The following is a 20306-nucleotide window of genomic DNA, read 5'->3' as shown; positions in this document are numbered from 1 at the left end:
CCCCGTGGCAAAGGCCTTTAAATCCGGCGCGCGCGGAATCACCGGTACGCTGCACGCCTCGGAACGGAAACTGCTGCGCGAACTCTTCGGCGACGTGATCACGGTGCTCGAAGAGCGCGCGGCGGTGCACGAGCTGCCCGGCGACATCGATCCGCTCTACGCGCTGACCGGGATGCGCCCGAAGAGCGCAGATCTTCCCGAACCATCGGACGCCGCGGTCAAGCGGCTGCTTCCGGATGCCAGCGAGGACAAGGCAGTGGCCGCGGAATTCCGCCGGCTGACCGAAGCGGATCTGATCGCCGAAAAGACTTCTTTATTACGCGAGGCCCAGCTCTTGCTGGAGACCGAGAAGCTGGTGCTCCAGATCCCGGCCGCCCAGCGCTTCGCGCGGGCGTTGAACGATGTGCGCCTGGTGCTCGCCGAGCGGCTGGACATCCGCGACGAGGCGGATTCGGAGCGCATCGCCCAGCTGGTTGATGCCGCGGCCGTGCAATCGCCCCAAGAGTATCTGGGGTTGGTGTACAACCTGGTCTCCTGGGTGCAGGACACCTTGATGCAGGCCCTGATGAATGCGGAGCGCTAGGCGATGAACTCCTACTTCGCCAGTTCTCCGCTCAGCGCGCCAAATGCCAATACCCCGATCGGGATCTTCGATTCCGGGGTCGGTGGACTGACCGTGGCCCGCGCGATCATCGACCAGCTGCCGGGCGAATCGTTGATCTACGTGGGGGACACCGCAAACTCGCCCTACGGCCCGCTGCCGATCGCCCAGGTGCGGGCCAATGCGCTGGGTGTAATGGACGAGCTGGTGGACGCCGGGGTGAAGCTGCTGGTGATCGCCTGCAATTCGGCCTCCTCGGCGGTGCTGCGCGATGCCCGCGAACGCTATACCGCGCGCTACGGGATCCCGGTGGTCGAGGTGATCCAGCCGGCGGTGCGCCGTGCGGTCGCGGCGACCAAGAATGGGAAGATCGGGCTGATCGGCACCCAGGCGACGGTGGGCTCGCGTGCCTATGAGGATGCCTTTGCCGCCGCTCCGTCGTTGCAGGTGCACGCGGTGGCCTGTCCGCGGTTTGTCGAATTCGTGGAGTCCGGGATTACCGCCGGGGCCGAGCTGCTGGCGCAGGCCGAGGAATACCTGGCCCCGCTGAAGGCCGCCGAGGTGGACACGCTGATCCTGGGCTGCACCCACTATCCGCTGCTCACCGGCGTGATTTCCTACGTGATGGGGGATTCGGTCACCCTGGTCTCCAGCGCCGAGGAGACCGCGAAGGATGCATTCCGCGCCTTGACGACCCATGAATTGGTACGCGAGGACCAGCTGGCGGCGCGTCACGAATTCCTTGCCACCGGGAACGCTGATAGTTTTGGGGTATTGGCTCGCCGATTCCTCGGACCGGAAGTAGTGCAGGTGCGCCATGTGGACCATGTGGCCGCCCACTATCCCACCGGTGCGATCACCAGGCTAACCCCGGAACTGATTGCCGCGGCGAAAGCGAGTAAGCAATGAAGCTGACCATTATCGGGTGCACCGGGTCGTTCCCGGGCCCGAGCTCCCCGGCGTCCTGTTATCTGGTCACTGCCTTCGATGGCACTCGCGACTGGAAGATCCTGCTCGATCTTGGCTCCGGTGCCCTGGGCGTCCTGCAGCGCTATACCGATATCAAGGACCTCGATGGGATCATGATTTCCCATCTCCACCCGGATCACTGCATGGACCTGTGCGGCATGCACGTGGCCATCCGCTGGGATCCAAACGGCTGGAACCGCGAAAGAATGCTGGTTCACGGGCCGGCGGATACCGCCAATCGGATCGAGACCGCCTACGGCCTGCCCGAGGGCGACACCATGCACAAGGACTACGACTTCCGCCAGTGGACCGCACTGCAGCCGGTGAATATCGGCCCATTCACCATCACCCCCTACCCGGTGCGCCACCCCATCGAAGAGTCCTACGCCTTGCGCGTGGAGGCCCGCGAACCGGGCCCCGACGGGGAACTGCTGACCAGTGTGCTGACCTACTCGGGGGATACCGATACCTGCCAGGGGCTGGTGGATGCCGCCCGGGATTCGGATATCTTCCTCTGCGAAGCGGCCTTCGAGGAGGGCCGCGACGACGCGATCGACGGAGTGCATCTGACCGGCAAGCGCGCCGGGCAGATGGCCGCCGAGGCGGGTGCCGAGCGCCTGCTGCTGACCCACATTCCGGTGTGGACCGATATCAACAAGGTCGTCGACGAGGCGAAGGAAACTTATGACCGCGGGATCGCCGTGGCAATTTCCGGGGTGACCTATGGGGTCTACTCCGGCTCCCTGAAAGAGGACAAGCACCCGACGCTGTTCAAGGGCGACCGCGGAACCGACTACCTCAAGTCCCGCACCGGCTCGCTGCCGAAGATCAACTATGAGAAGGTCCGCAAGTTCCCGCTGCTCAAGCGCAAGAAGTAGCGCGGCAGCCCAACGAAGAAACCGAACTAGGCCATCGGCACCGCGAAACGGCGTAAATCTGGGCAAACAACATCCCGAGGCTTACCAAGAGCCCTGATCGAGTTGAATGCGCAGCCGAAGCGGCGCTGGCGGCCTGCGGCCTGGACCCGATGCTGGGTGAGCTGGTCAAGATCCGTGTTTCGCAGTTCAACGGTTGCGCCTTCTGCCTGCGAATGCACACTCGCGATGCGCTGAAACTCGGTGAGAGTTCCGACCGCTTGGCGGTGCTGGCTGCGTGGTGGGAATCGCAATATTTCAGCGAGTTGGAGTCCGCGGCGCTGGCCTTGGCCGAAGAGGTCACGCAGTTTGAGGTGCCGCCGTCGCGCGCCGAGGACACCGCGGTGCTCAGCGCGGAGCAAGTCTCCGCGATCAGTTGGCTTGCCATCGTGATGAACAGCTGGAATCGGAGCGCGATTCGCAGCCAATACCCCGTCGCACCCTGACTACCAGAAATCACCGCGCGGCTGAGGGGCCAGCCAGCTAGGCCGGTGATTTCACTCACCGAACTCTAGCGAGCAGAATTGCCGCGTGCTAGCTTGGAAAGCACACCCCGCTGAGGCTTCGCGGGGCAAATCATTAGCTGCACCATGGACGCGAACCCGCAAGGACTTCCTATGGACTACTTCTAAGGAGTACCTCGTGTCCTCGGTTCTTCGGCGCATTATTTACGTCTTTTCCTATGAGTTCTTCGCCATTGTGCTGACCTCCGTGGCCTTGATCCTCTTGGGTTTTGGCGGCGGGCATTCCGGCATTGTCGCGGTGGCTTCATCTGTCGTGGCCCTGATCTGGAACTACATCTGGACCTCCCTGTTCGAGGCATGGGAACAGCGCCAGGAGTCCCAGGTGCGCACCGTGGCCCGCCGGATTGTCCACGCGCTCGGCTTTGAAGGCGGATTGGTATTGATTCTTGTGCCGATTCTCGCCTGGATCCTCTCGGTTACGCTGCTCGAAGCGTTGGTGCTGGAAGCCGGATTGCTGGTGTTCTTCTTGATCTACACCTTCGTCTTTGCCTGGCTTTTTGACCGTGTTGTACCGGCCAAAAAATCCGCACCTGCCGAGGTTGAAGAGCCGGTGATCTAGCACCGGCCGCCGGCCAAATAGGGTTGGCTGCCTGTTGGACTAAACACCCTGGCATCTGGTGCTGTCACAGACCCGGAAGCCGGGGTGTTTTCGTTAGGATGGAAGCATGACTTTACGTGCCGACGGCCGCAGCGCCGCGCAACTTCGCGACATCACCATCACCCGTGGATGGTCCACCCAGGCCGAAGGATCGGCTCTGATCGAATTCGGAAATACCCGCGTGCTGTGCACCGCTTCTTTCACTCAGGGCGTGCCGCGCTGGCTCAAGGGTGAGGGGACCGGTTGGGTTACCGCGGAATACGCGATGCTTCCACGTGCCACCAACACCCGTAACTCCCGCGAAGCGGTCAAGGGCAAGCTGTCGGGCCGCACCCATGAGATTTCCCGGCTGATCGGCCGCTCGCTGCGCGCGGTGGTTGACACCAAGCAGCTGGGCGAAAATACCATTGTGCTCGACTGCGACGTATTGCAGGCCGATGGCGGAACCCGCACCGCCGCGATCACCGGCGCCTATGTGGCGCTGGCCGAAGCACTGGAATGGGCCCGCAGCGAGGGGATCCTGAAGGCCAACGCGAAGGTGCTTTCCGATTCTGTCGCGGCGATCTCCGTGGGCATCATCGACGGAACCCCGATGCTCGACCTGCCTTATGAGGAGGACGTTCGCGCGGAGACCGACATGAACGTTGTGGTCACCGGTTCCGGTGACTTTGTCGAGGTGCAGGGCACCGCGGAGGGCGCACCGTTTAAGCGTGCAGAGCTCGACGCACTGCTGGACCTTGCCTTGATCGGGACCACGGAGCTGGCCCAGATCCAGACCGAGACCCTGCGAAACGCCAAATGAGCAAGGCAGTTCTCGTCCTAGCCTCACGCAACCAGGGCAAGCTGCGCGAACTGCGCGAGCTGCTGCGCGGCCAGGTGCCTGGTCTGGATGTTGACACCCAGGTGATCGACGCGGCCACCGCCGGCGCCCCGGACCCGGTCGAAGACCAGATCACCTTCGAGGGCAATGCGCTGAAGAAGGCCAAGGAGATCAGTGCCGCCACCGGGCTGATCGCGCTGGCCGACGATTCGGGATTAAGCGTTGAGGTCTTAGGCGGTGCACCAGGGATCTTCTCGGCTCGCTGGTCCGGGGCGCACGGTGATGATGAGGCGAATATCGACCTGCTGCTGGGGCAGCTCGGCGATATCGCCGAGGAGCACCGCGGGGCCGCGTTCGTCTGCGCCGCGGCCCTGGCTACACCGAGCGGTGCGCAGCATGTGGAACTCGGCAAACTTGTCGGCCGGTTGCGCCGCGAGCGTGCCGGCGAGCATGGCTTCGGCTACGATCCGGTCTTCCAGCCCAAAGATTCCAACCGTTCTCTGGCGCAGTTCTCGGCAGAAGAAAAGAACACGATCTCGCATCGCGCCCAGGCCTTCAAGCAGTTGCTGCCAGCGATTATCACTGAGGTCAGCAAGGTATTAGCCGTCAAATAAGCGACAGCGTGACTTGGCGCAGATAGCCATCTGGCTTCTGGCGAACCGGCCGGTTCTCCGCATTTTCCCGACATGGGAAAAGCGGAGAGCCGGCCGGTTTTTTCGTGTCCGGAAGCCGAGGGTATTGCGTAAATCCCAGCCAGGTTCTATGGTTAGTTACATGAGTAATGAACCAATGAACTTGTTGGGAGATTTGGTTCCACTGACGAGGGGAAGTGCATGGCGTGATCGATGATTCGAAACCGATTTTCATGCAGATCGCTGAGCTGATCGAAAATGACATTTTCGCCGGCGTGCTTGCCGAAGAGGCCCAAGCGCCATCGACCAACGAATTCGCCGCCTTTTACCGGATCAATCCGGCAACTGCGGCCAAAGGAATTAACAAGCTCGTTGAAGAAGGGCTGTTGTATAAGAAACGGGGGATCGGGATGTTCGTAGCACAGGGCGCGCCGGAACGGCTGAGGCAAAAGCGTCGACAGAAGTTTAATGACCTGTACGTCCAACCGCTGACGGCCGAAGCGGGGAAGCTTGGCATCGGTGTCGAGGAGCTGATGGACATGATCAAATCCGCACATCCACTGGATTCGAGCCACGGAGGTATGAGTGATGTCTGAGAAAATCGCAGTCTCGGCGCGCCGGCTGACCAAGACGTTCAAGGACGTCAAAGCGCTGGATGACGTTACCCTGCAGCTGGAATCCAACAAGATCTACGGTCTGCTCGGCCGCAACGGCGCTGGTAAGACGACCCTGATGTCCATCCTCACCGGTCAGGGGTACCCCGGCAGCGGCGAGATCGAGATCTTCGGACACGCGCCTTTTGAGCATGATGCAACGCTGTCCCGTATCTGCTTCATTCGTGAATCGCAGAAGTACCCCGATGAGTACAAGGTCTTTCAGGCGTTCAAAGCAGCGTCCCTCTTCTTCGAAAATTGGAACGAGGCGCTAGCCCAGGAGCTGATTGCCGACTTCAACTTGCCGATCAAACGCAAAATCAAGAAGCTCTCCCGTGGCCAGCTTTCGGCCGTTGGAGTGATTATCGGACTGGCGTCGCGGGCCGAAATTACCTTCTTCGACGAGCCATACCTGGGCCTGGATGCGGTGGCTCGACAGATCTTCTACGACCGGCTGGTTGAAGATTTCTCGCTCTACCCGCGCACGATCGTGCTCTCCAGCCACCTGATTGACGAGGTCGCAAATCTCCTCGAACACGTGATCATCATCGATGGCGGTCGCATCGTGATGGACAGTGATGCTGAATCCCTGCAAGGTTCGGCGGTGACGGTCAGTGGCAACGCGAGCACGGTGCACGAGTTTATCGAGGGCTACCCGGTCATCCACCGAGATTCTCTGGGAACGCTGGCGAGCATCAGCATCCGAGCGCGGCTGACGGAGAGGCAGAAAACCGAAGCGCGAGAGCTGGGTCTTGATCTAAGCCCGGTTTCACTACAGCAACTGGTCGTACGGACTGCACTAGGGCAGCCGGTGCAAAGCGCTACACCCGAGGGTGAAGAGGAGGCAAAGCAATGGAGCGTGTAATAAAGGTAGTGCGCATGCAACTGATCAACAAATGGGTCTTTATTGGCCTCCCGCTGTTGATTCTTGGCTGCTCTTTTCTTTTCTCGCTGGCGATCTTCTGGATAGTCCGCGAAGCCGGAGCCGAAGGAGCCGTTTATGGCGGCGGAGCTCAGGCGCCCATGTGGTATTTCTTGGCGTTGGGTATCCAGGCATTGACCTTAACCTTCCCCTTCTCTCAGGCCATGAGTGTCTCGCGACGCAGTTTCTATCTCGGAACGGTCCTCTTGTTCTCGGCCTGCGCGCTGGCGCTATCGATCTTCTACTACCTGATGGGACTGGTGGAAAAGGCGACCGGTGGTTGGTGGCTGGATTCCCGGTTCTTCGCCTTGGAATGGATCGCGGACAACAACGCGGCGGTCCAGGTAGGTTTCTATTTCGTGCTGATGGTACTGCTCTTCATGATTGGCTTCCTGATCGCCACGATCTACATGCGCTGGAAGACGACCGGCATGGTGGTCTTCTTCATTGGGCTAGGAGTTGCGCTCCTCGGAGTTGCCGCGCTGATGACCTTCAGTGATTTTTGGGACAACTTCTGGAGCTGGGCGCTGACTTGGACTGCGGCCGGGGTGACCCTGTGGGGTGGCGTCGTAGCGGTGCTGATGGCCGGCGGCTCGTATCTGACCTTGCGTAAGGCAACAGTGGCCTAGCCGCAAGCTAAACGGCCTGATACCCAGGGAGCGAATCACTCGCTTCTTGGGTATTTTGCTACGCGGCGGCGCGCGACCCCTATCCCATTGACTTCGCGCCGTCGCTGGACTCGCGGATGATGTCGGGGTGACCGGCATGCTGCGAAGCCTCTGAACCGATGTGCAGTAGTGACCAGCGCATGCGAAGGCTCACACCTGGTTCGTTCTATGGGGCCAGCGGTAGCTCGAATCGCCGGGCAAAGTCTGCAACGGTGGCCACCACGACCACCGCGGTGCGGACGGTACAGGCATCATAGTCAACAATGATTTCCGCCAGAGTCTGATCTGCCGCCATTGACCGACTGGGCCACCATGCCTTCGACGACAAAACGCGCCCAGGAATCCTCAGTGGCGGTAACGTGCTAAGTGATTCCTCCTAGGCAGAGCACATTAGCCGTGGGGCGAAGCCTAGCCTGATCATCGCTCAGCCCGCGGGTCGTATTCTTCGGGAAGAAACATGCCTCCGCCAGCAGGCCCAAGATGTCATGGCGTTCGGGAGAAAGCGAAGCCATGGTGCTCCTTGGAAGGGGCAATGCCTGGATGGGAAATGCTGTGCCAAACGATAGGGCGCTCCGCCGCTGAGCAATCGATGAGCTTGAAATAGCGCTTTTCCCGCGGTGGCTCTGGCCGCCAAGGCAGGGATGCGCCGAACAGCCACAAATCATTTCTCGACCTTGAGCGAGCATGGCAAGGTGTTTCTTCTCCACTGACGGATGGCGCCTTTCTTGCTACCCTACATACACTGCTGTCGAGCCCAACGGATACAGGATCCACCTCGGCGACTCAGGGAGAATCAGGAGAGTGGCCATGAACGCCCTGCCGACCGGAACGCGCGCCCCCGATGGCGCATTGGAGCTGCGAAGAGTTTTCACGGTGCCAGCCGCAGAACTTTGGACCTACCTTGCTGCTTCGGATCGAACTGCCTTGTGGTTCGGCAGTTGGCAGGGTGACCCGCGCAGCGGGGCAGTGGAAGTGGCTTTGACTGCCGAGGAAGGAACGCCCCGCGAGAAAGTCCAGATCCTGAGCTGTGACCGGGCTGCTTATCTTCTGAGCGTCAGCACCGGGGAGGGGGAGGAAATGTGGCGGTTGGAATTATCGATTGAGGAAGTTACGGACGGCAGCCAGCTGGTGTTCAGAATGCCGGGGCTCGATCCGGCGATGGCCGGCTCGGTGGGTCCTGGATGGGATTACTACCTGGATCGGCTGGTGGCAGCCGTTTCCGGTGCCAATGCCGATGAAATCCGGTTCGAGCCGGACTATTACCCGGCACTTAGCAGCTACTACGAGTCGCTCTTCACACCCTCGCCCGGGCAGTAACCGACTGCGTATATCGGGCATGCAGGCGACGCGAGCAACCAATACCGTGTTCGGTGCAACTCACTGGGCCATTCGCTGGCTAAGCCCGGAAGTGGGATTGCCGTCGTGTGGACGATGCGTTCTTGTAGGGACTCTGGGCGAACGGAGACAGCAAGGGGAATTGGCAATGCGCAGGTTGAGCGGTACGCCATCAGAATGCGTGAAGCATTACGGTGCGAACCGCTGAAACTGCAGTGCCTTCCCATGTGAGCTGTCTTGCTCTCCCTATTTTGCGGCGAATCGAATCGATTCTTAATAGACGCAGGTCAAGGACGTTTTTACCGAGATAAGTAAGGCGGTGGCAGAAGGAAGCCCTGTAGTCGAAAGCTGCCGTCGAGGGGACACCGATGACGTTGATTTAGGGAAAGGGAGTAAACTGGCAGGCGTGTCATTGGACTTCACAGCGCTAGATTTTGAAACGGCAAACGGATTTATCGGCTCGGCCTGCTCGGTCGGCCTGGTAAAGGTCCGTTCCGGACGTATCGTCGAAACCGAACAGTGGTTGCTTCGGCCTCCGGAGGGTTTCGATCATTTCGACCCACGCAACGTCTCGATTCACCACATCACCGAGGATATGGTCGCAAACGCTCCACGCGTCGGCGAGAAGCTCGGCGACCTGCTGGAATTTGTCGGTTCAGATGTTCTCGTAGCCCACAACTCGGCTTTCGACTCGGGCGTCATTCGGGCAGCTTCCGAAGCCAGTGAGCTATCGGTACCGCAAATTGCCCACCTATGCACCGTCAAGCTTTCGCGCAAGGCCTATGATCTGCCGAGCTATTCGCTGCCGTTCGTCGCCGAAGAGGCCGGGCACCCCATCGAAAACCACCACGAAGCCTTAGCTGATGCCGAGGCCTGCGCGTGGGCGATGATCGACATAACACAACGCAGCAATGCGAGCACCGTCTTGCAGGCAGCCGATCATTACAAGGTCGGGCTTGGATTGACTGCCGCGTGGAACCCTGGCGAAGAGTTTTCCCGCGCTACCCGTGACGCACAAGGCTGGATAGCCAGCGGCCAACCGCTGCCGCCCCAAGACGCCTTCGGCTCATGGCCGCAGGAAGGCGATAATCCCGAACCGAATTCGAGTGCCGATCCCACGCATCCGTTATACGGACAGGTGATGGTCTTTACCGGCAATCTCTCCGTGCCCCGACCCAAGGCAAAGCAATGGGCCGCTAATTACGGTGCGCAGACCGCCTCGCGGGTCACCCGGGCAACGACCGCGCTGGTCGTCGGAGATGGATTTGTGCCGCAGGATCTCTCCAACGGGCGGCTGACCAACAAGGCCAAGCACGTACTGAAACTGCGTGACAAGGGCCAACGTGTGGAAATCATCTCCGAGGGTGAGTTCATGCAACTGGTCGAAGGCTTCGGAATGGCCGTCCAGGGTTAAATACGGCCATCCGCAATAATTTCTTCACCCACTAACAACCACGGAGTAACTGTGAGCGATAAAAATCGCGTGCTAACGAGACTTATGCGTTTCGTCGGCGTGGGCGGTTTCTGCTTTCTGGTGACGCTAGTGGTGAATTACGGTCTGAAATTCACGGTGCTCGAACCGCACCCGACGACCGCTTTCATCATTGCCAACTGTGTTGCGACAATCGTTTCCTTCGTCCTGACCCGGCAGTACACCTTCCAGCATCAAAACAATGCCTTCCGCAAGCGCATCCAGGCCAGCGGATTTTTCGCGGTTTCGCTAGTTGGCATTGGCATCAACTCGGCTCCGCTGTATGTGTCCCGCTGGATCTTGGGATTTCACTATCCCCAGGTTTCCTTCCTGAGTCAGGAAATCGCCGACTTCGTTTCAGGGCCGATCATCGGCACGCTATTGGCCATGATTTTCCGTTGGTGGGCGCTGCACAAATTTGTCTTCCCAGACGCTGAGAAGGACTCCACCGCTGATGATGCTCAAGAATTGGTTTCGGTTTCAAAGCCCTAGGATCTTCGCGCAGAGCCGAAGGTCCACGCATGGCGTGCGGCCTTCAACATCAAAGGGGCAGTCCGGAACCAAATAGTTGGTTTCGGACTGCCCCTTTGAATCTCTGCGTGATTAGACGATCAGGGCCATCCAACGGTCATGCAGCTCGGAGATGATGTCATCCAACGCGGAGGCAGGACGGTCGCCGACTGCATCGGAACCATAAACGGCAGCCAGCAGGGCTACGGCGTAGGCATCGGTTTCCGGGTCACGTGAGCTGCTCTCGTCCTCCGCTGGTGCCTCTTCGGCTTCGACATCGGATTCTTCTTCGGTCTCGGCGGGTCCCTTGTCCGCGAAGTAGGCAGCGTAGGCATCGGTCGGGGACAGGTCCAGCGAATCCCGGACGATCGAAACGACCTGGCGCAGGGCCTCGGCCGAAGGACCTTCCAATCCTTCAAGCATGCCTTCCCATTCGTCGGCGGAGCCTTCGGAGCGTTCCATGGCCGAACGAATGATCTTCGCGGCGGCGATGGCCGTATTGGCAGCTTGGGTATCGTGAGTCAAGAATGCGGCCGAGCGGGCCACGGCAACCGTGGTGTCCACGGGTACGCGGGCCAGCAGTGCGGCAACGGCCGCACGCGGAAGCACGCCGGTAGAGTCGGTGTTGGGACCCGTGGGGCGAACGCGCTGGCCCATATCGGCGGAGTTCAGTCCGGCGATATTTTGCGGGTCGCCGGGCAGGACGCCTTCGTGCAGTTCAACCTTGGCGAACTCGGCATCGATCCACCGTTTCAGCGGCTCAGGCGCGCCGGTCGGGAAAGACCCGGTCAGCTGTGCGTAGCCGCGCAGCGAGGCAAGCCACATGCAGGCCGCTTCGTCGCTGCCCACACCGTCGTTGGCCCATTCGAGGGCTTCGAGCAGCCCGTCGGCCATATACAGCGGGAGTAGTTCGGTGGCGCCGGGATCGATATCGTCGCGGGCGTGGGTTGCGCCGTCGGCTATGCCGAGCAGGATCGCGAACACCTTGTCTGAGTAGTTCTCTGGCAGGAGTGCAATTTCACCGGTTTCATTCACACTCCACATTCTAATGCTCATTCTGTCGGAGCAAGTGCATAAGGTGGATTCATGCGATTGCTTCACACCTCTGACTGGCATTTGGGACGGACCTTCCATGGTGCGTCGTTGCTCGAAACCCAGCGCAGCGTACTTCAGGAGATCATCGACATCACCCGCGAACGGCAGGTGGACGCGGTGCTGGTGGCCGGTGACATCTACGACCGGGCGCTGCCGCATGTCGATGCGGTCCGCCTCTGCAACTGGGCTCTGGGTGAACTTCGCAAGACCGGGGCGACGCTGATCCTGACCAGCGGCAATCACGATTCCGCCTCACGCCTGGGCTTCGCCTCGGCACTGCTGGATTCCGCCGGGGTGCACATCTTCGCCGAACCGGCACGCATGCTCGAACCGGTGCTGCTCGACGGCGAAGACCATCAAGTGGCCGTCTACGGCATCCCGTACCTGGAGCCACGCATGGTGATGGACGAGCTGCAGGTCGACCGGGCCAGCCATGAAGCGGTGGCCGGCGCCGCGCTCGCGCGCATCGAGGGGCATCTGGCCGAACTGCGCCAGCAAGGATCGCCCGTCGTCTCCGTAGCCATGGCCCATCTCTTCGCCGCCGGTGGACAGGGCAGCGACTCCGAACGAGAGCTGAGCACCGGAAATCTGGATGTGGTGCCCGCGCACCTGTTTGAGAACTTTGACTACACCGCGCTAGGACACCTGCATGGCCGGCAACGCATTACCGAACACATCCGCTATTCGGGATCCCCCTTGGCCTACTCGTTCTCCGAGGTGAACCAGCGCAAGGGCGTGTGGCTGATCGACACCGGAGCCGAAGGCATCACCGGATACCAGGAGGTCATCCTCTCGGTGCCTAAAAAGCTGGCCGTGCTCCGGGGGAACTTGGATGATCTGCTCGCCGATGAGTCCCTCGAATATGCCCAGGACGCCTGGTGCCAGGTGACCCTGACCGACCCCGAGCGTCCGGCCGATGCGATGAGCAAGGTGCGGACCCGATTCCCGGACACGGTGGTGCTGGCTTTCGACCCGCAAGGCGGCAAGGCGAAGGAAAAGTCTACCTACTCCGAACGCATGGCCAAGGCGACCAGCACCGCGCAGGTCTGCTCGGACTTCATCGAGCATGTCCGGGACCGGCACCCCGACGACCTCGAACGCGAATTGCTCGAATCGGTCATCCGCAGCACTCGTGAAGCACAGGTGAGCAAATGAGAATCCATCGGCTGAGAATCCAGGCTTTTGGCCCTTTCGCGGGCGTCGAAGAAGTCAATTTCGACGAGCTGGCCTCCGGCGGCCTGTTCTTGCTCGATGGCCCGACCGGTGCCGGGAAATCCAGCATCCTCGACGCGATTTGCTACGGCATCTATGGATCCTTGCCAGGGAATCGAGCCGGCAGCCGGCAGATCCGTTCGGACCATGCGGCACTGGGAGTCGAACCACAGATCATCTGCGAATTGACCATCGGAGACCGGCGATTCGAGGTCACCCGTTCGCCGGCCTGGATGCGCCCGAGCAAACGCGGCAAGAATGGCACCACCGAGCAAAAGGCATCCAGCGCGTTGCGCGAATTGGTCAAGGGGCAATGGGAAGCTCTCTCCACACGCAACGACGAGGTAGGCCAGGTCCTCGGGGGCCTCTTGGGACTGGACCGCGATCAATTCACCAAGGTGGTGATGCTGCCGCAAGGTGGTTTCGCCGACTTCCTGCGCGCCAAGGCTTCCGCCCGTGAAGAGCTGTTGAGCAACCTCTTCGACACCAGCGATTACGCGAAGATCGAGGAGGAATTCAACATACGGCTTGGCGAGGAACGCAAGAAGGCTGCCGATGTTGAAGCGACGCTCAGCGCGCGCGAAAATGGCATCCGCGAGGAAGCCACCGAGTACTTGGCGGTCCACGAAACGGCGGACCCGGAAGAGCCCGTGGAAGAGGTGGAGGAACCACTGGATTTAGCTGCAGAATTTGCCGGTTACGACGCCCGAATTTTTGCTCTAGCCACGGCGCATCAGGAAAACTCCGCCAAGCAACGGGTGCAACGCGACAAGGCGCGCAAAAACCAGCAATTCTTGGACGAACGCCGCCGCGTATTTGCCCGCTACGCCGAACTGCTGACCCTGGAGGCAGAGCATGAACGCATGCATCCCGCAGCCGTTCTTGCCGGACAGGGCCTTGAGCACCATGGGCGGGCCGCCGGAATCCGCGGCTATGAGGCTCAACTCAAAGACACGCAACGTGCGCTGAAAGAGCGAACAGCACCGTGGGAAGACAGCAAAGCCCAACTGCTGAAGGAACACGGACTGCAGGTCCAGCCCAACGCCGAAGACCTTGAGACTCTTCGAGTGCGCACGCTGAAATTGAACAATCGGCTCGCGGTCCTCAAGGCGGCGGTGAGCGATGAGGCCAAGCAGAAGCGCCTTCGCCAAGAACTCAAAGAATCGATCGAACTGGCCGCGAAGCAGCTGGAGTTCCGCAGCGACGCGGAGAAGATTCTAGAACAGCTGCGCCTTGGACGCGATGAGCTTGCTGCGGATCCGGAAAAGCTCGACGCGGTAGCAGCCGCCACGGCAAAACAACGGGCATCCGAAGAACTGAAGGCCGCGCAGGAATTGGTAGGGCAGGTCAAACTCCGCGATAAGCTCCGAATTGCGCTGACCAAAGCGGACATTGAGTATGCCGAACAGAGCCTGAAGCTCAATGCCGCGGAAAATGCGCACATCGCCGCGCAACGCACCCAGCTGGAACAGAGCGCCCTGCGTCTGGCGGCCGCGCTCGAAGACGGGGCGCCCTGCCTGGTGTGCGGTTCGCTGGAACATCCGCGGCCAGCCCGGGCCGCCGCCGGTGCCGAACTGATCGACGACGAACGGCTCGAGGCGCTGGAGAAAGAAGTCCAGAATGAACGCGACCTTCAGCAACGCAAGGCCAAGGCCCGCGACATTGCGACCACCAAATTCGAGGCAGCGGCCGAGGACGCCAAGGAACTCACCATCGAGGAGGGCCAGGCCAAGGCCGGCGAAGCGCAGGAAGCACTTGATGCGGCCGTCGCGAAACAAACCGAGACCGCCGAGCTGGTACGAAAACTTGAATCGCTGCGCACCCGCATCGAAGAAGAGACCGCGAAGGTCGCCGAGGCAGCGATGGACCATGCCGCGAGTACCAAGCAAGTGGAGTCCCTGAACACGCAGATTTCCGAGCTCGAGGAGGAACTCAGGGCGCTGCGTGAAGGCAGTGATTTGGGCATCGATGACTTAGTGCTGGAGGTACGCGCAGAATTCACGATCTTCAATCGCGCCTTGAACACGCTCAATGACTACCTTGCGGCGGTGGATGCCGCGCAGAAGGCCCAAGAGACCTGGACTCGTGAACGCGAAGAGGCCGGATTCGCGGAGGACGCGAAATATGCGGCAGCGCTGCTGTCCACGGAGGCGCGCGAGGAATTCGAGCGCGTCCAACACCAGGACACCGTACGTTCCAGCGCCATTGCAACGCTGAAGGGCTCCGAAGACTACCGGCGTGCCCGGGAATTCAGCGCCGCGGGTATCGAGGCACCGAGCGAGGAAGAACTGCACGAGGCAGGGGAGAACGCCAAGTTGGCCGAGGAGCTGTTCGAGACCGCACGCCAGGACGAGGTGCTCGCGCAGACCCAACTCGAACGGCTGCGCAAATCCGTCACGGCACTGGCCGAGTATCGTTCGGATTCGGGGCCGGTGATCGACGCATATCGGCGGCTTCGCGACCTTGCCGAGGTCATTCGTGGCGGGGGAGAGAACAGGTACAAAATGACGCTGAGCACCTATGTGCTGGCGGCGCGCTTGGAAGAAGTCGCGGCGGCCGCGACCGAGCGGTTGATGATCATGTCCTCGAATCGCTACTCCTTGCACCATGATGATTCGACCCGCGGCAACTCGAAGTCCGGTCTGGGCTTGCGTGTGCGTGACTCATGGACCGGCAAGGAACGCGATACCCAGACGCTGTCCGGCGGTGAAACCTTCATGGCCTCGCTGGCGCTCGCGCTGGGTCTGGCCGACGTCATTTCCCATCATAGCGGTGCCGTGGACATGCAGACTCTCTTCGTCGACGAAGGCTTTGGCTCCCTCGATGCGGAGACCCTGGAGCAGGTTATGGAAGCGCTGGAGTCGCTGCGCGCAGGAGGGCGCATGATCGGCTTGGTTTCACACGTTTCCGAGATGAAACAACGCATTTCCAACCGTGTCACGGTCACCAAGACGCAGCATGGGTCCACCATCGATATGACTCCGGAAGTGATGCTCGCTATATGAGCTAGACATTGCCGAAGACGCTGGTATGTTGAAAGTAGTGCCAGCAGGCATGTCTGGGAAATTTTGTGTGTCGGGGGGCGTGGGACGACACACGCTTTGTTGTGGAGAATTGTTGACTCAACATATGTTGTCCAACGAACCAAACGAAATCATCGAACCTAAACCAGGTTTTGCATCATTGGTTCCGATGGTTGGTACCGCGTACCTTCCATTATCTTTTTTTGCCCGGCTTCCGCTGGCAATGCTCACCATCGGGTCCATGACCCTGGTGACTGCCTCCTCGGGTTCCTATGCACTCGGCGGCCTGAGCGCCGCTATGGTCGGCTTGGGCTCGGCGATCGGCGGACCGACCCTCGGCTATCTGGCTGACCGCTTCGGCCAGCGCCCGGTCCTCATTCCGGCTGCGATCCTGCACACCATTTTGCTGCTCATACTCACCTGGTATGGAAACAGCGGTGCGGGCATGGTGGTCGGCGTGCTCGTGCTGATTTCCCTGCTTGCCGGGGCCACCGGACCGCAGGTCGGCCCGATGTCGCGGGTGCGCTGGATTTCGATGACTCGCCAGCAGAAGAAAAACCCGAAGGTGCTCACCGCCGCGCTCAGCCTGGAATCCATGCTCGACGAGCTCGGCTTCGTCTTTGGTCCGGTGGCCGTTGGCTTGCTGGCCTCGCTGCTGCACCCCACCTTGCCATTGTTGATTGCCGCGGTACTCACCGTGGTGCTCGTCCCGGTCTTTGCCAAGCACCGCACCGGTGACGCAGTGAAGCTGCACGCCGCCACCGCGCCGACCGGAAAGGTCCGTATCGGTCGTGCCCGGCTCGCCGCGATCGGCGCACTGGTTTTGGGCATGATCGGATTGGGCACCGTCTTTGGCTCATCGGCCGCGGGCACCCTCGCCTTTGCCGGCGCCCAGGGGGACTCGAACCAGGGCGGACTGCTCTACGGAGCGATGGGAATTTCCAGCGCCTTGGCTGCCGTGTCCGTGGCCGCCTGGCCGCAAGGGTTCAGCCAGATCAACCGCTGGATCACCTGCGGCTTGGCGCTGACTATCGCCAGCTTCGGATTGCATTTTGCGGCAACCGTCCCATGGATGCTGCTGGCCTTGTTCGTCGCAGGCTTCGCGGTGGGGCCGGTAATCGTGACGGTGATGACCCTCGGCGGTGAGGTCGCTCCGCCGAAGTTGCTGTCCACCGTGATGACGCTGCTGTCGGCGGGCATCGTGGTGGGTACCTCGATCGGCAACGGATTGGCCGGGCTGCTCGCCGACTCGGCAGGCTATCTCGGGGCCTTCTGGGTCTCCAGCGCGGCCGCATTCCTGATTCTGCTCGCGGCCCTGGCGATGAAGCTGATCGTTTCCCGTGCGCCGTCCTTGTCACGCGTGCGCTAGCGCAACGTTGAGATCAGCGAAGGCTCCTTCCCGCACGGGAAGGAGCCTTCGCTCATCTGCGGTGCTTTGTGCTTCCTTTAGTCCAGCTCGTCACCGATGTTCAGCGCAGCTTCCTTGAGCGCGCGGACAATGCGTTCGCGGTCATTGACGGTGCTGGTGGCGAAGACTACCGCGATCGCCGCAGGGGTTGGCCCGTGGTGGGTGATGGGCACCGCAATGGCCGTGACCCCCTGGATCACTTCATCCTCACTGGTGGCGTACCCCTCGATGCGTGCGGTGCGTGCTGGCTCCCGATACTCGATACCGGTTTGCATCGCGTCCCATTGGCCGCGCGTGTATTTGGACTGGATCGCGATCCCCGGGGCTCCGATATCCATGCCGTGGACCGAACCGGGGCGGTGCACGATGGCGCGGTGCGAGTGCAGCGGTTCGACCGACTGCAAGGTGGTGCACATGTCATGCTCCCAGACGGCGATGAAGGCGGTCATCGATAGCTCGTTGGCGATCTTGGTCAGCTCCGGCATCGCGGCGGTTTGCAGGTCGCGCTGCACCGACCGGGCGAGCACGGCTAATCCCGAGGCGGTTCGAATCCGGCCGGCGTCGTCGCGGCTGAGCAGGCGGTGCTCTTCCAGGGTGCGCAATATCCGGTAGGCGATGGAACGGTGCACGTCGAGCTCGGCGGCGATTTCCGCAATGGTCAGATTGACCGTGGAGTCCGCAACGATTTCCAAGACCCGGATACCACGAGACAAAGTTTGCGAGGATGACATCTTCTTCATTCCGGCGCTGCCGCCGGAAATACCGAGGGACAAATCGCCTTGGGCTCGACGCTAGTAGTTCTCACAGCGAGTCTAAGGGTTCTCTATCCGAACGGCGAATTCTTTTTCTGAATTCCCTGGCCTAGCGGTCTGCTGAATCCTCCGTGGCGCAACAGCCCGAAACGTGGCCCGCACCTCGTTGGCTTGTGAGGATGATCACTCGTAATCTACTATTGGTTTGTTACCCGTCCGAACGGTCGGTATTTACTCGCATCTCCAGCTGAGGACACTCGCACATGTCTACAACCGTATCCCGCACCCAGGAAGAACGGCGCGTTCTCGCCGGCACCCTGGTCGGTACCACCATCGAGTGGTATGACTTCTTCATTTTCGCTCAGCTCACCGCAACGCTGCTGACTCCGCTGTTCCTGGAGCCGCTGGGTGAATCGAACCCGGCGCTGGCGCAGATCCTTTCCTTCGCCATGATCGGCATTTCCTTCTTCTTCCGTCCGCTGGGCGCCGTCGTGGCGGGCCACCTGGGCGACCGCTACGGCCGCAAGAAGATCCTGGTGCTGACCCTGATCCTCATGGGCGTGGCCACCTCGCTGATCGGCCTCTTGCCGACCTATGCTGCGATCGGCATCGGCGCACCGATCCTGCTGGTGCTCTTGCGTGTGGTCCAGGGATTCTCGGCCGGTGGCGAATGGGGCGGAGCGGCGCTGATGGCCGTGGAGCATGCACCGAATGCCCGGCGCGGCTACTTCGGTGCCTTCCCGCAGATCGGTGTGCCCATCGGCATGATTCTGGCCACCGGGCTGCTGTTCATCCTGCGTGTGTCGATGACTCCCGAGCAGTTCCAGTCATGGGGCTGGCGCATTCCATTCCTGCTGTCGGTGGTGCTGATTATTGTCGGCTACATGATCCGCCGCGCCGTGGAGGAATCCCCGGTCTTCAAAGCCATGGCACAGCGCAAGGCTTCGGAGCACACGCCGCTGCGCGAGTTGATGAACACGAACCTCAAGCAGGTACTGCAGGCGGCGCTGATCTTCGTCTCCAACAACGCCGCCGGATACCTGGTGATCGCGTTCTTCATCTCCTACACCACCAAGGTGCTGGGGATGGAGCTCGCGCCGATCCTGCTGGCGACCACCATCGGCTCGGTCGGCTGGCTGATCTTCACCCTGGTCGGCGGCTGGCTTTCGGACAGGATCGGACGCCGCAATACCTTCGTGATCGGCTATGCGCTGGTGTTCGTCTGGATGATCCCGATGTTCCTGCTGGTCGACACCGGAAATATTGTGCTCTACGGTGTTGCGATCTTCGTGCTGACCGTTGGCCTGGGCCTGTCCTACGGTCCGCAGTCGGCAATGTACGCCGAAATGTTCCCAGCACATATCCGCTACTCGGGCATCTCCATTGGCTATGCCATCGGTGCCATCCTCGGCGGTGCCTTCGCGGCTACCGTAGCGCAGATCCTGCTGGAGACCACCGGCGCTTCGATCTCGATTGCCATCTACATCATGGTGCTGACCGTGATCTCCGTGGCAGCGGTGCTCTGGGTGGGCGAGACTCGTGGACGCAACCTGCACGTGGAAGAAATCGAGGGCGAACAGGCCGACTCGCGCGTGGCGCACTAGTTTCGCGGCAGTACAATGCCCGCGCAGGCAAGCGATCAAGCGATCCTGGCCCGCGCGGGCATTTGCGCGTCTGGCGACCGGTGGTTTGCCGATCAGTGGGCGGATGCGGCGGTGGGAGACCGTTACAAGATCGCTGGTCCACAAGGAATGCTCCCGGAACTTGGACTGTGAAATTGCCCCCACGATCGCAGTGGATTTTCATGCGTGTACGCGGTATTACAACCCAGAAACCACGGGATTAGCTAGTTGAATCATTCGAGGACATCCGTCGCATACTGGGTTGCATCCCGCTAGCTGACTTTAACCGCTATCTGGAGTTGCGAATGACCAGATTTTGCAATCTGCTTGTCGCAGCAAATGGATGGTGGTTGTTCGACTGCTGAGCACACCAAGGCTTCTTTCCGGATCAGTGATAGACGCCGTAGCAGAGAAGGCTCCACTTACGAGCTGGTCGGACAAGTGCCGAGGGCTTCGTAAAGAGCATGTCACCGTTCTGAGAAATCACGGTTGCACTCTTAAGGCTTCATAGTTAAATACATCAAATTCGTTGATTGTGTTGCTTTTTAGTCGCTGACAGTCTGACATGCTTGTTTTA

Annotated in this window: 21 protein-coding genes and 1 pseudogene; 18 read left to right on the top strand and 4 right to left on the bottom strand. The window is 60.8% G+C overall.

Annotation, left to right across the window (positions count from 1 at the left end; all coding sequences use genetic code 11):
* The first annotated feature begins 4 nt into the window (after window positions 1-4).
* The 10 genes and pseudogenes from CIK76_RS04430 (at window position 5) to CIK76_RS04385 (ending at window position 7262) form a co-directional block, all read left to right on the top strand.
* Window positions 5-583, top strand: coding sequence for a DUF2017 domain-containing protein (locus tag CIK76_RS04430; RefSeq protein ID WP_096283854.1), 579 nt, complete (start codon window positions 5-7; stop codon window positions 581-583).
* Window positions 584-586: 3 nt separating this feature from the next.
* Window positions 587-1510: a glutamate racemase gene (murI, locus tag CIK76_RS04425; RefSeq protein WP_096283852.1), complete on the top strand. Its 924-nt coding sequence runs from the start codon at window positions 587-589 to the stop codon at window positions 1508-1510.
* A pseudogene (locus CIK76_RS04420) lies at window positions 1507-2301 on the top strand (MBL fold metallo-hydrolase); the annotation flags it as partial. The gene murI and the pseudogene CIK76_RS04420, both read left to right, overlap by 4 nt.
* A gap of 296 nt (window positions 2302-2597) precedes the next feature.
* Entirely contained in the window at window positions 2598-2930 is a 333-nt protein-coding gene (locus tag CIK76_RS19570; protein WP_217990338.1) for a carboxymuconolactone decarboxylase family protein, read from the top strand.
* Window positions 2931-3126: 196 nt separating this feature from the next.
* Window positions 3127-3567, top strand: a complete 441-nt coding sequence (locus tag CIK76_RS04410; RefSeq protein WP_096283848.1) for a PACE efflux transporter — start codon at window positions 3127-3129, stop codon at window positions 3565-3567.
* Between the two features lie 106 nt (window positions 3568-3673).
* Window positions 3674-4408: a ribonuclease PH gene (gene rph, locus CIK76_RS04405; protein WP_096283846.1), complete on the top strand. Its 735-nt coding sequence runs from the start codon at window positions 3674-3676 to the stop codon at window positions 4406-4408.
* Window positions 4405-5040, top strand: a complete 636-nt coding sequence (rdgB, locus tag CIK76_RS04400) for an RdgB/HAM1 family non-canonical purine NTP pyrophosphatase (RefSeq protein WP_096283844.1) — start codon at window positions 4405-4407, stop codon at window positions 5038-5040. Before rph ends, rdgB begins: the two co-directional genes overlap by 4 nt.
* Before the next feature lie 224 nt (window positions 5041-5264).
* On the top strand, window positions 5265-5654 hold the full coding sequence (locus tag CIK76_RS04395) for a GntR family transcriptional regulator (RefSeq protein WP_255248346.1): 390 nt from the start codon (window positions 5265-5267) through the stop codon (window positions 5652-5654).
* Entirely contained in the window at window positions 5647-6576 is a 930-nt protein-coding gene (locus tag CIK76_RS04390; protein WP_096283842.1) for an ABC transporter ATP-binding protein, read from the top strand. The genes CIK76_RS04395 and CIK76_RS04390 overlap by 8 nt, the downstream gene beginning before the upstream one ends.
* Window positions 6564-7262: a hypothetical protein gene (locus CIK76_RS04385; RefSeq protein WP_096283840.1), complete on the top strand. Its 699-nt coding sequence runs from the start codon at window positions 6564-6566 to the stop codon at window positions 7260-7262. The genes CIK76_RS04390 and CIK76_RS04385 overlap by 13 nt, the downstream gene beginning before the upstream one ends.
* A gap of 205 nt (window positions 7263-7467) precedes the next feature.
* Here the strand turns inward: CIK76_RS04385 and CIK76_RS19755 are convergent, their stop codons facing one another.
* On the bottom strand, window positions 7468-7596 hold the full coding sequence (locus tag CIK76_RS19755; protein WP_255248345.1) for a hypothetical protein: 129 nt from the start codon (window positions 7594-7596) through the stop codon (window positions 7468-7470).
* A gap of 67 nt (window positions 7597-7663) precedes the next feature.
* Window positions 7664-7813 carry a DinB family protein gene (locus tag CIK76_RS19560; protein WP_217990336.1) on the bottom strand — a complete coding sequence of 50 codons (150 nt, stop codon included), beginning with the start codon at window positions 7811-7813 and terminating at the stop codon, window positions 7664-7666.
* Window positions 7814-8108: 295 nt separating this feature from the next.
* Between CIK76_RS19560 and CIK76_RS04375 the strand changes: the two genes are divergently transcribed.
* The 3 genes from CIK76_RS04375 to CIK76_RS04365 all read left to right on the top strand — a co-directional run bounded on the left by CIK76_RS04375 (window position 8109) and on the right by CIK76_RS04365 (window position 10599).
* Window positions 8109-8618, top strand: a complete 510-nt coding sequence (locus tag CIK76_RS04375; RefSeq protein ID WP_176484084.1) for an SRPBCC domain-containing protein — start codon at window positions 8109-8111, stop codon at window positions 8616-8618.
* A gap of 424 nt (window positions 8619-9042) precedes the next feature.
* The gene (locus tag CIK76_RS04370; RefSeq protein ID WP_096283836.1) at window positions 9043-10050 is read left to right on the top strand and encodes an exonuclease domain-containing protein; all 1008 of its coding nucleotides are present in this window, start codon (window positions 9043-9045) and stop codon (window positions 10048-10050) included.
* A 51-nt stretch (window positions 10051-10101) separates the two neighbouring features.
* Window positions 10102-10599, top strand: a complete 498-nt coding sequence (locus tag CIK76_RS04365) for a GtrA family protein (protein WP_141393456.1) — start codon at window positions 10102-10104, stop codon at window positions 10597-10599.
* Between the two features lie 111 nt (window positions 10600-10710).
* Here the strand turns inward: CIK76_RS04365 and CIK76_RS04360 are convergent, their stop codons facing one another.
* Window positions 10711-11652: an ADP-ribosylglycohydrolase family protein gene (locus CIK76_RS04360; protein WP_176484083.1), complete on the bottom strand. Its 942-nt coding sequence runs from the start codon at window positions 11650-11652 to the stop codon at window positions 10711-10713.
* 51 nt (window positions 11653-11703) lie between these two features.
* Between CIK76_RS04360 and CIK76_RS04355 the strand changes: the two genes are divergently transcribed.
* The 3 genes from CIK76_RS04355 (at window position 11704) to CIK76_RS04345 (ending at window position 17316) form a co-directional block, all read left to right on the top strand.
* Window positions 11704-12867: an exonuclease SbcCD subunit D gene (locus CIK76_RS04355; protein WP_096283830.1), complete on the top strand. Its 1164-nt coding sequence runs from the start codon at window positions 11704-11706 to the stop codon at window positions 12865-12867.
* Entirely contained in the window at window positions 12864-15929 is a 3066-nt protein-coding gene (locus CIK76_RS04350) for an SMC family ATPase (protein WP_096283828.1), read from the top strand. Before CIK76_RS04355 ends, CIK76_RS04350 begins: the two co-directional genes overlap by 4 nt.
* 124 nt (window positions 15930-16053) lie before the next feature.
* Entirely contained in the window at window positions 16054-17316 is a 1263-nt protein-coding gene (locus CIK76_RS04345; RefSeq protein ID WP_255248344.1) for an MFS transporter, read from the top strand.
* A gap of 77 nt (window positions 17317-17393) precedes the next feature.
* Here the strand turns inward: CIK76_RS04345 and CIK76_RS04340 are convergent, their stop codons facing one another.
* The gene (locus CIK76_RS04340; RefSeq protein WP_255248343.1) at window positions 17394-18128 is read right to left on the bottom strand and encodes a helix-turn-helix domain-containing protein; all 735 of its coding nucleotides are present in this window, start codon (window positions 18126-18128) and stop codon (window positions 17394-17396) included.
* A 242-nt stretch (window positions 18129-18370) separates the two neighbouring features.
* Between CIK76_RS04340 and CIK76_RS04335 the strand changes: the two genes are divergently transcribed.
* Window positions 18371-19711 carry an MFS transporter gene (locus CIK76_RS04335; RefSeq protein ID WP_096283824.1) on the top strand — a complete coding sequence of 447 codons (1341 nt, stop codon included), beginning with the start codon at window positions 18371-18373 and terminating at the stop codon, window positions 19709-19711.
* Between the two features lie 15 nt (window positions 19712-19726).
* Window positions 19727-19882 (top strand): hypothetical protein, encoded by a 156-nt coding sequence (locus CIK76_RS19280; protein ID WP_176484082.1) that lies wholly within the window; start codon window positions 19727-19729, stop codon window positions 19880-19882.
* The last annotated feature ends 424 nt before the right edge of the window (window positions 19883-20306 follow it).

The organism is Glutamicibacter sp. BW80 (assembly GCF_002332385.1).
In the GTDB taxonomy this organism is placed as follows: Bacteria; Actinomycetota; Actinomycetes; order Actinomycetales; family Micrococcaceae; genus Glutamicibacter.
This window is presented reverse-complemented; position numbering and strand designations above follow the sequence as displayed.

Coding starts and splice junctions, on each gene's coding strand:
- murI (WP_096283852.1), top strand. CDS start 587: ATGAACTCCTACTTCGCCAGTTCTCCGCTCAGCGCGCCAAATGCCAAT.
- CIK76_RS19570 (WP_217990338.1), top strand. CDS start 2,598: ATGCTGGGTGAGCTGGTCAAGATCCGTGTTTCGCAGTTCAACGGTTGC.
- rph (WP_096283846.1), top strand. CDS start 3,674: ATGACTTTACGTGCCGACGGCCGCAGCGCCGCGCAACTTCGCGACATC.
- rdgB (WP_096283844.1), top strand. CDS start 4,405: ATGAGCAAGGCAGTTCTCGTCCTAGCCTCACGCAACCAGGGCAAGCTG.
- CIK76_RS04390 (WP_096283842.1), top strand. CDS start 5,647: ATGTCTGAGAAAATCGCAGTCTCGGCGCGCCGGCTGACCAAGACGTTC.
- CIK76_RS04385 (WP_096283840.1), top strand. CDS start 6,564: ATGGAGCGTGTAATAAAGGTAGTGCGCATGCAACTGATCAACAAATGG.
- CIK76_RS19755 (WP_255248345.1), bottom strand. CDS start 7,596: ATGGCGGCAGATCAGACTCTGGCGGAAATCATTGTTGACTATGATGCC.
- CIK76_RS19560 (WP_217990336.1), bottom strand. CDS start 7,813: ATGGCTTCGCTTTCTCCCGAACGCCATGACATCTTGGGCCTGCTGGCG.
- CIK76_RS04375 (WP_176484084.1), top strand. CDS start 8,109: ATGAACGCCCTGCCGACCGGAACGCGCGCCCCCGATGGCGCATTGGAG.
- CIK76_RS04355 (WP_096283830.1), top strand. CDS start 11,704: ATGCGATTGCTTCACACCTCTGACTGGCATTTGGGACGGACCTTCCAT.
- CIK76_RS04350 (WP_096283828.1), top strand. CDS start 12,864: ATGAGAATCCATCGGCTGAGAATCCAGGCTTTTGGCCCTTTCGCGGGC.
- CIK76_RS04345 (WP_255248344.1), top strand. CDS start 16,054: ATGTTGTCCAACGAACCAAACGAAATCATCGAACCTAAACCAGGTTTT.
- CIK76_RS04335 (WP_096283824.1), top strand. CDS start 18,371: ATGTCTACAACCGTATCCCGCACCCAGGAAGAACGGCGCGTTCTCGCC.
- CIK76_RS19280 (WP_176484082.1), top strand. CDS start 19,727: ATGCCCGCGCAGGCAAGCGATCAAGCGATCCTGGCCCGCGCGGGCATT.